Source organism: Methanocalculus sp., from assembly GCF_030651615.1.
In the GTDB taxonomy this organism is placed as follows: domain Archaea; phylum Halobacteriota; class Methanomicrobia; order Methanomicrobiales; family Methanocorpusculaceae; genus Methanocalculus.
In genome coordinates, this window is the sequence record NZ_JAUSCG010000025.1 from 1 (window position 1) to 9,564 (window position 9,564).

Sequence of the window (9,564 nt, forward strand, 5' to 3'; positions counted from 1 at the left end):
ACCCTATACGATGACTGATCGCCAGCTCAGGGAGACCGAGTTGGCACCACCTCTTTCTGAAACAGATCAGACAGCGTCTTTTCAGAAAAAAATCCTGATATTCGGCCAGATATATGGCACATACATCCTTGCCGGAGGAGATGATGGAGATCTTATGATCATCGATCAGCATGCAGCACACGAGAAGATCGTCTATGAAAAGCTCCTTCACGGGATAGACGGAAAGGTTGAATCCCAACATCTCCTCGTTCCGGTTACAATACAGCTCACCAGAAAGAATGCCGCACTCATCCTTGATGCGGAGGAGGATCTCTCTTCTGCAGGTTTTATCATTGATGAGTTCGGAGGTGAGACTGTTGCAGTTCGTGCAGTGCCGTCAGGTGGCAGAAGGATTGATGATCCGGAGGAGATTAAATCCCTTGTAATGGAGCTTATTGAAGGTATCCGGGGACCTGCGGGTGAACGGCGTATGCGTGTTTATAAGACGATAGCATGCAGAGCCGCAATCAAAGGAAATACCCACCTTTCTCAGGAGCAGATGGAACGCCTCATCTCTCAGCTTTTTCATGCCAAACCTCCATATACCTGCCCTCATGGAAGGCCGGCAGTGATCCATTTCACCAGAGAGGATCTTGAACATCTCTTCAGGCGGAGTTAGAGGTAAACGGACAAATCGATATAACGTTCCTCGACTAAACGATATAGTGTGAGATGGGCAATTCTTGGCGGTGGGCTTACCGGTGTAACACTCGCCCGGCTTCTGCATGAAGCTGGAGAAGAGCTGATGGTGCTTGAGAAAGAGGAGAATATTGGAGGTCTCTGCCGATCACGTACCTCAGATGGATTCACCTTTGATCTGGGTGGGTCCCATATCATCTTCTCCCGCGACACTGCTGTACTCTCGTTTATGAATGAGGTGCTCCGGTCAAACCGGGCTGAGAGGAAGCGAAATACCAAAATATTCTATAAAGGTCTGATGATCAACTATCCCTTTGAGAATGGCCTCTTTGATCTCCCAAAAGAGGACCTCTTCTTCTGTATCAACGAATATATCAAAACTATAATCGCAGCTGAAAAAGGAGATATTCCAGAACCTGCAAACTTTAAGGACTGGATCCTCGCAACGTTTGGTCGTGGTATTGCAGAATGTTATATGATCCCCTATAATGAGAAGATCTGGAATTATCCGACAGATCAGATGTCAGCTCACTGGATGGAGGGGAGGGTTCCCCGTCCCCCTGTCGAAGATATTATAAAATCAGCAATTGGGATTCCAACTGAAGGCTATACTCATCAGTCAGTCTTCAGTTACCCAATCGAGGGGGGGATCGAGGCTCTTGTCAGGGCAATTGCAGACCCGGTGAAGAGTACTATCAGAACCAACAGTCAGGTAAACTCTCTCAGACGGAGAGGAGATATGTGGGTCATAGGAGATGGAAGAGATGAATATACCGCAGATCAGGTCATCTCAACAATCCCGCTTCAACACCTTCTTCCATGCCTTTCGGATCTGCCCCCCGAAGTGCAGCAGGCATGTGATGCACTTAAGTACAACTCATTGATCAGTGTCTGCATCGGGTTTGCCGGATTGGCACCACCTCTCTCGTGGGTCTACATTCCTGAGGCAACAAATGGATACTTCAATCGGATCTCATTCCCCTCAAATTATAGTGACGCGGTTGCACCAAAGGGCCATGCGTCAATCCTTGCCGAGATCACCTACAATGAGGGGGATACAATCTCTTCCCTCTCCGATCAGGAGATCCTGGCTGACACACTAGCAAATCTTACCCGCATGGGGCTCATCCCGGAGGGGGTAGAGATCGTCCATACCTCGGTTGCCCGATCAACGTTTGCATATGTGGTATATGATCTCGATTATCTGAAAAATATCAGGATCGTCAGGTCTTATCTCGAGGGAATTGGCATTCACCTCGTTGGGAGGTTCTCGGAGTTTGAGTACCTGAATATGGATGGGTGTATCCGAAGTGCCATGAAGTTTATGGAGCGTCTTTCATGAGAGCGAATATTTTTGTTGAGGATATCTTCTTCTTTAAGTATATTGGTTGTTCAACTCTCGCAAAGACATTATATCGTCAGATCATCACTCTGGACCATCATGATGTCTCATGGAACTCATATAATGCTGACTTCGATATTGTGCATTATCATAGTTTCGGGCCAATGGCACTCACACACCGCTCATATAGTAAAGGTGTGAAGCTGCTGACTGCCCACTCGACACCACGGTTAAATGATGGGAATGTCGCTTTTTCCACCTTCATTAATAACCAGTATCCCAAGATTTATGGAAAATTCGATCATATCATTGCGATCACGCCTCCAAGCCTCCGTGAGATTCAGGCGATGCTCCCGGATATGGAGACGACACTTATCCCAAATGGTGTGAACCGGGATAAATTCAAACCGGATGAAGGAAAGAGAAAGCGTTTCCGGGAGTATATCGGAGTACATGATCACGATACCATCGTCCTGACGGTTGCACAGGAAACGCCGAGAAAAGGTATTTATGACTTCCTCAAACTTGCTCAGATGATGCCGGATATCACGTTTGTCTGGGTGGGTGGCTATCCATACAGCGTCCTCTCAAAAGATTATGCGAAGATTGAGATGATGAAGCGGAGTTCCGGAAAGAATGTCATCTTCACCGGTTTTGTTCCGGATATCACTGATGCATATGCAGGGGCGGACATTTTCTTCCTCCCTTCATATGCCGAGATCATGCCGATGGTTCTTCTTGAAGCCCTCTCAACGGGTGTTCCAGTTGTAGCACGTGACATACCGGAGTTCCGGGAGGTCTTTGGTGGAGCATCACTCCTCTTTTCAGAGATCAATGAGGCAGAAGCATTCATCCGGGATGAAGTTGAGCTTCGCAGGATGAAAGGAATATCAAGGAAATTTACGAAACCCTTTGATATCAGAAGAATTGCAGAAGAGCATATCAAAACCTATCAGAGACTTTCGGAGACGGCATGATCTCAATTATCGTTCCAACCTATAATGAAGAGTCAAATATCGAACAATGCTTACAGAGCCTGTCAAAGCAGACGATCCCGCGTTCCGAGTATGAGATCATCGTCGTTGATGGCAATTCTAAAGACCGGACACGGGAGATTGCAGAGCAGTATGCCGACATGGTCTTTATCCAGACCTCGAAGAAGGTGGGTGGAGCGCGAAACGACGGGGCTATCGCATCTCATGGAGATATCATTGCAACAACCGATGCCGACTGCATCATCCCACCGGACTGGATTGCCAGGATCATGGCGGGTTTTTCTGACCCGGCAGTTGTTCAGCTCTACGGGCTTGTTGAGCCGATAGAGCCCGGCATCAGGCACAAGATATCGCTTGCCCTCGCCAATACCTTCTCCCGGCTCGGCTACTATACCCACACGCTCTACTACACCCTCGGCTGCAATACGGCATTTCGGCGGGAGGCGTTCTTTGAGGCAGGAATGTACCGCACCATCGATGCCGGGGACGATCTCGAAATTGCACGAAGAATGAGAGAGATCGGCCGTGTAAAACTGGATGGTAAGCTCAGGGTCAGTTTCTCAATGCGGCGATATGTGCAGTTTGGGACATTGAAATCGCTGTATGAATGGCTCTATATCACGATCAAGGGCGGGGATGATGAGAAATATCAGTACTCAAAGCGGGAGTATAAGTGAGGGAGGGGAGGCGGGACTGAATACTCCCGTCGATCCTGAGGTGTGGGAGTGCACGTTTTAGGATCACTCCCATTTCTTTTAATGAATCATGCGAGATAACCACACCCTCTCTTCTCATAGCAAGTATCCTATCAACAGCTTTTGGCCCTATACCAGGGACACGTATCAGCTCCTCCCGTGATGCAGATAAGGGATCGATCGGTTTTGATCCGGAACAATTGATCTTCGGATCACCGGCCAGAAGCATTCCCTCCTCTCCAAGGGCACCTCTGACCTCATGAAGAGAATATCCATAGGTTCTGACAAGCGCATCCACTGCATACAACCCTCGTATCCGTGCAGGGCTCGCAGGTGCTGATGCTGCAAGCGGAGTCTGTGGGAGAGGTATAAGACCTGAATAGTATATCCTTGCGGGAGCATATCTTTGGTACTCCCGATCCATGAATGAGAGGATCTCAGCATCCGTCTCTTCTGCTGCCCCAACAACGATCTGTGTGGTATGCCTGTCCGGCGCCGCCTCAAAAACCCATGCATGCCTCCTTAACAGATCCGACTCATAGTTCTTGACAGATGCAATCTCGGAGAGGCGGCTCTTGTCTGTTGCTTCAAGATTGATGCTTATCCGATCTGCCAGTCGTGCCGCTTCAGCGATATCACCACGGAGAGCACCCGGAACAACCTTCAGATGGAGATATCCGGTAAACCCCCCCTGACGGAGGAGATGCGCTGTCTGAAGCAGATCCTCCATACTCGCCTCTGTATCACGGGGAATCCCGGTCGAGAGGAAGAGACCATCGATCCAATGATTCCTCCATACTTTGAGGATAAGAGGGGCAAACTCTTCGGGGGAAAATGACACCGGATTCTCATTTTGACAGACTCCGCAGTATGCACAGTCAAAACTGCATGATCCGTCGAGAAGCATCTTCAGATACCTGTTCCTGATACGAGTGCATCCCGTCTCGCCGGGAGATAATGTGATATCAAAACAGGTCCTGGAGAGGCGGTTGAGTTTTCTGAGCTGTTCGGACATCTCTTTGATTATGTACATCCTGTTTGGTAATATTCCCTGGGTACGGGGGGTGAAAGTGAGCAGACACTCATCAAGGAGCAGATCAGAAAGGCTATCATCCAGAATCGGGAACCGTTATGGGATATACCATGCCAACGATGAAGATCCGTGGGGGTGACCTTGACCTTGTCGAGTATGAGTTCATGGCTTTTACTCCGGGAGAGGAGATCAGGACATGCGGGTTTGAGGGGAAGATATCTGCCTCACCACGACAGGGAACCTATACAGCTATTGCACCAGCAAGGATTCATCTGACCGTCTTTGATATGAACCGGTTTGCACCCGGCCATCCCGGTGGCGGGGGGCTTGGGTTTGCGCTCAAACTCTACTGCAAAGCAGAGGTCACCTGTGTGCCGGATGGAATCACCGTGAATCATCCGCGTGCTGCGATCATCCGCCACTTCCTGATGGCGTTTACAAAAGCGGTCGGTTATACCGGAGGCTTCTCTGTTACCGCAACCGATCACGGAAAGGAGCATGTAGGGCTTGGTTCAACCAGCACACTTCTGACAGTGGTTGGTCATGCGGCAAATACCGCAGTTGGCAACCCCCTATCGGCTGACCAGATCCGCCTTCTGATCGGGCATAATTATGTTGAGGAGACCATCGGTGGAGAGGTCGTCTTCGGATTTGAGACAGGAGTCGGACCTGCCGTCTCCACGTACGGTGGGATCGGGGTGATGGGAGATGCCCTGTCTCTTGTGTACCGTCATGATTTTGCAGAAGGAAAGAACGTTTATATCGTCATTCCTCCTTCAGGAGTTTCAAGTGCAGGTGAGCATGAGTTTGACCTCCTGATGACAAAGGCACGAACCCTTGATTACCGGGACCGTGAACTGAAGGTCTACCTGATTATGATGGATCTCATCCCGGCGGTTGAACGGGGTGACTTAAAGGCGATCGGCGATATAATGTGGGAGATCGAGTTTCGGGGTTCAAAACGGGCCGAGATTGAGCACCACAGCTTCGCCCTCTACGAGTATATGAGCCGCCTCCGCGAAGCCGGGTTGGAGTTTGTCGCAATGAGCTCGGTTGGACCCGCAATTGCAATAATCACTGATAAGACCAGGAGAGAGATGGAAGCGATCGTCACACCACTCGGCCTTGAGATCGCGGTTGCAACCGAGATCGATAACGAGGGTGTAAAGGTGATCCCCCCGGCATGAATGCCGGGGTCTTCCCGGCCATGGAGATGAGGACAGGTTTCAGATCGATCAACAGAAACAATGACACTCCCCAATTGAAGGGCTCCAGAAAAGAGCTCAGGAATCAAATCAACTCTCAGGATTGTTTACGCCGTTTACGAAATGAGTGAGATTGAAGCAGTTCACATCTATCTAATACTCATCCCAACTCCCATCTCCAAACATCCAGATCCCCTCTCCTTATATTCTCAGCCTTCCATCAGTTTCATCTGGTAGATCGGCATGCGGATACTCATACCAACTGACTTTTCTGATTACTCACAGGCAGCCCTTCGGATGGCCTCGGAAATTCCCGGAATCTCTGATGCGATCATCCTCCATGTAACAGAAGGGAACATTACTGGGAAAGATCGTGAAAAACTGGAGAAGGAATGCAGCCTCCTCTCATCCTCTGATATTAAAACTCGCTTCAGGATTATTGAGAATGTGAAACAACCGATAGGAGAGGCGATCAGAGACGTTGCAGAAGAAGAGCGGATCGATACAATCGTTATTGGTGCGAGGGGAAGGGGGAAAGTCGAAAAATATCTCCTTGGGTCGGTATCAGACAACCTGCTCCTCAATGTGAGCCGTGATCTCCTGATCATGCAGTATCCCCGCTATGTCAAAAACAGCATGCATCCGGAAATTTTTGATAATGTCCTCATTCCAATTGAGCTCTCCAGCATATCATATGAGATTCTTGCGTTCGTAAAAAGTCTGAATGTCAAAGGACAGATCACGCTCCTGCATGTCACCGACTCTACTGACTATGCGAATATCCGATCATTGCGGGAACAGCTGAAGGATGCTGCTGATCGCATGAATAATGGAGATGAGAGATATTCGATATCTGTCCTCGCACTACATGGCGACCGGGTTAATACAATCCTCTCAGTGGCCGGGACACTTCAGGCAACCATGATACTTCTCTCCCGTTTTGGGCACCTTGATTACCTGAAGAAGGCGAAGATTGGAGCCACGGTTGCAGGTGTTGCAGCGAGGGCTGAGATTCCTGTGTATATTCGCTATCCCGAGATCACGCTTCAGGTGCAAGGGCGTCTGCTGGATTATGACGAGTTTCCTCTTGCAGAAGCACTATGGGAGAAGTACCATCAGCAGACAGGGGATCCGAAGAGAGATACGATATCCGGCACTTTTGCAGAGGGAATCCTCGTCTCGGTAGCCCGATGCAGAAAGCATCCCGACGGGTATGAGGTCGACTCTGTCTTTACCCCCGAGGCATACCGGGGCCATGGGTTTGCAAAATATGCGATGGACTCGTTGATCAGATCGTGCGGAGACCACCGCCTCTTTATGCATTCGACAAGAGCACTTGTGGACTGGTACAGCTCATATGGCTTTAAAAAAATACCAGAGGAGAACCTTCCAAAAACGATCCGGGAGAGGTACGCATTTGCCCTTGGCAACCTCGAAGGTGCAGGAGTAGTACCGATGATGAGGGGGCCGGGAGGATTATAATCCCCGGATCATCTGTCCAAACTGAGGAAGGAAATCCTTCTTCCGCGACATCACGCCATCAAGCCGGATCGGCTGATTCTCATAATTCAACCGCTGAAGGGTATAATCATCCCCTGAGGCGAAGAGATCTGATCCATTTTCATACACACAGGTTATGAGTACGACGAAGATATCCACCTCCATAAGGACGCGGAGTTTCTGGATGAGTGATCGTATCTCATCTCCATGACGGGTAGTAAACTCTGAAGATGGAACCATCACCTGAGATATGGCCACATCCTTTGAGAAGAGATTATAGCGCTTCATATCCTTCTTAACAAGCTCTTCCATCGAGCAGTTTGAGAGCTCCATACCCTCCCTGAAGAGCTGCATCCCAAACTCCATCGGATCGATCCCTGTGATATCTGCGAGATATGAAACCATATATTCATCCTTCTTTGTGGTCGTCGACATCTTCAGACCGAGGGTATCTGAGAGGATACCAGCAAGGAGAAGTCCTGCGATTGGAGTAGGTATATCTCTTCCACTCTCCTTGTAGATCGAAGCGATAATGGTTGAAGTCGATCCAACCGGCTCCATAATGAACCGGATCGGTTTTAGGGTCGTCATCGCTCCAAGCCGGTGATGGTCGATGATCTCAAGAATCTCGGCATGTTCAATCCCGTCAACCGCCTGGCTATACTCGTTATGGTCAAGGAGGATGACAGACTTCTGGATCTCATCCATAAAAGTATTCCGGGAGATCATCCCGAGAAGTTTTCCTTCTTCATCAACAATACAGGCAGTACGGTACCTGGAGTTTGATATGAGCTGTTTGACATAGTCAACACCATCATCACGGTGAATGACCGGAACATCAGTTGCCATCACATCGCTTGCAGGCAGCGAGAGGTTGATCATCTTCGCCACACCAAACGCATCAAGTTTCGTCGAGAGGATCGAGACCCCTCGTGAAGACGCTGCTGTAATCACACGCTCACCAACAGGTGCGCCATCTGCGATGATCAACAACGCTATTCCCGCAGAAATAAGGGCGAGTTGTGATGGTTCATTATCCCCGACGATGGCGATATCGTCCTTTGTAAGACGGGATAAGGCAACATGGAGTGCATCGATTGATATGTAGACATTTCCTTCAAGGATATCCTGCTTACTGACGATCACCTCTCCATCAAGAATGCGTGCTAATGTGTCAGTCTTAATTGGTGAGACGGAGAGGGGTTCAATACGGGTACGCCGCACATATGCACGTGCAAGCCCATGCTCTGAGACGAGGCCGACATACTTTCCCTCTTGATCTGTTATCGGAATGTTTCGTACATCATGCTCTTCCATCATCTCAACAACATCAATTGTAGGAAGATCCATCTGTGCACTGAGAGTGTAGGTAAACGGTATATCGGCTACAGTGGGTTCCACCGACTCTACAAAAGCCGGGGATTCAACTCCAAAATGAGAGAGGACATATGCCGTCTCTGCATTGATATCTCCGCATCTGGCAGGAATGTACCTGCCTGGATGCTGCATATTCAGATATTCTGCATATCCTATAGCACTACAGATACTGTCCGTGTCCGGTTGTTTATGTCCAATAACATAGATACTACTCATGTATGCATCACCATGGCCCGTCTTCACCTAATGAATTTCTCCTCTTGAGAGAATGTGTTAATCTCTTCACGTTGAGCGATGATATGTCTTATCCTGCAATGTGACTCTTCGGTCTGGTAAATCAAGACGATCGGTGTATAAGATTATTTCAAATTGCTGAATAAGGAATGTTTATCATAGAGAACCTTATAAAGAGATGTTGTTCTATGACACCTGGTGATTCCTCTTCGAACGATGCCAATCAATCGGCGTGTTGTATTGGATTTATAAAAGAGTTCAAGATCATTGAAGAGACGATCTCCAGATACCGCAATGGAGAGCGACAGAACATCGCCATCATCGGAAGCCCTTACTCCGGCAAGAGCCTGTTTCTTGAGCATATCAGAGAAGTCTATAAAAAAGATATCTACACGATGGAGTATCAATCGCAGGTAAAGGGAGAGACAGCATTTGGGGATCACCTTTTCGATAGTCCGATCATCCAGATTGACGGCTGTCAGCGTCTCTTCTCCCGACGGATTAA

Annotated in this window: 8 protein-coding genes and 1 pseudogene; 7 read left to right on the forward strand and 2 right to left on the reverse strand. The window is 48.7% G+C overall.

The genetic code is table 11. The features are described from left to right. From Q7V06_RS00875 to Q7V06_RS00890, 4 genes and pseudogenes are all read left to right on the forward strand, one after another. Positions 1–658: pseudogene (locus Q7V06_RS00875) on the forward strand (DNA mismatch repair protein MutL); the annotation flags it as partial. A gap of 48 nt (positions 659–706) precedes the next feature. Then, positions 707–2,020 carry an NAD(P)/FAD-dependent oxidoreductase gene (locus tag Q7V06_RS00880; RefSeq protein WP_304836683.1) on the forward strand — a complete coding sequence of 438 codons (1,314 nt, stop codon included), beginning with the start codon at positions 707–709 and terminating at the stop codon, positions 2,018–2,020. Continuing rightward, positions 2,017–2,997: a glycosyltransferase family 4 protein gene (locus Q7V06_RS00885; RefSeq protein ID WP_304836686.1), complete on the forward strand. Its 981-nt coding sequence runs from the start codon at positions 2,017–2,019 to the stop codon at positions 2,995–2,997. The genes Q7V06_RS00880 and Q7V06_RS00885 overlap by 4 nt, the downstream gene beginning before the upstream one ends. Next, entirely contained in the window at positions 2,994–3,692 is a 699-nt protein-coding gene (locus tag Q7V06_RS00890; RefSeq protein WP_304836689.1) for a glycosyltransferase family 2 protein, read from the forward strand. Before Q7V06_RS00885 ends, Q7V06_RS00890 begins: the two co-directional genes overlap by 4 nt. Here Q7V06_RS00890 and Q7V06_RS00895 read toward each other — a convergent pair. Next, positions 3,640–4,743: a radical SAM protein gene (locus Q7V06_RS00895; RefSeq protein ID WP_304836691.1), complete on the reverse strand. Its 1,104-nt coding sequence runs from the start codon at positions 4,741–4,743 to the stop codon at positions 3,640–3,642. The genes Q7V06_RS00890 and Q7V06_RS00895 overlap by 53 nt on opposite strands. Positions 4,744–4,853: 110 nt before the next feature. On the opposite strand from Q7V06_RS00895, the gene Q7V06_RS00900 reads away from it, so the two are divergent. Beyond that, entirely contained in the window at positions 4,854–5,930 is a 1,077-nt protein-coding gene (locus tag Q7V06_RS00900) for a GHMP kinase (protein WP_304836699.1), read from the forward strand. 261 nt (positions 5,931–6,191) lie between these two features. After that, positions 6,192–7,430, forward strand: coding sequence for a GNAT family N-acetyltransferase (locus Q7V06_RS00905; protein WP_304836693.1), 1,239 nt, complete (start codon positions 6,192–6,194; stop codon positions 7,428–7,430). Here Q7V06_RS00905 and Q7V06_RS00910 read toward each other — a convergent pair. After that, on the reverse strand, positions 7,425–9,068 hold the full coding sequence (locus Q7V06_RS00910) for a putative manganese-dependent inorganic diphosphatase (protein ID WP_370650790.1): 1,644 nt from the start codon (positions 9,066–9,068) through the stop codon (positions 7,425–7,427). The two genes, Q7V06_RS00905 and Q7V06_RS00910, sit on opposite strands and share 6 nt — an antisense overlap. Before the next feature lie 179 nt (positions 9,069–9,247). On the opposite strand from Q7V06_RS00910, the gene Q7V06_RS00915 reads away from it, so the two are divergent. Then, positions 9,248–9,564, forward strand: a 317-nt coding sequence (locus Q7V06_RS00915; RefSeq protein ID WP_304836696.1) for a hypothetical protein, incomplete at its 3' end; no start/stop codon positions are given.

Coding starts and splice junctions, on each gene's coding strand:
- Q7V06_RS00905 (WP_304836693.1), top strand. CDS start 6,192: ATGCGGATACTCATACCAACTGACTTTTCTGATTACTCACAGGCAGCC.
- Q7V06_RS00885 (WP_304836686.1), top strand. CDS start 2,017: ATGAGAGCGAATATTTTTGTTGAGGATATCTTCTTCTTTAAGTATATT.
- Q7V06_RS00890 (WP_304836689.1), top strand. CDS start 2,994: ATGATCTCAATTATCGTTCCAACCTATAATGAAGAGTCAAATATCGAA.
- Q7V06_RS00900 (WP_304836699.1), top strand. CDS start 4,854: ATGCCAACGATGAAGATCCGTGGGGGTGACCTTGACCTTGTCGAGTAT.
- Q7V06_RS00895 (WP_304836691.1), bottom strand. CDS start 4,743: ATGTACATAATCAAAGAGATGTCCGAACAGCTCAGAAAACTCAACCGC.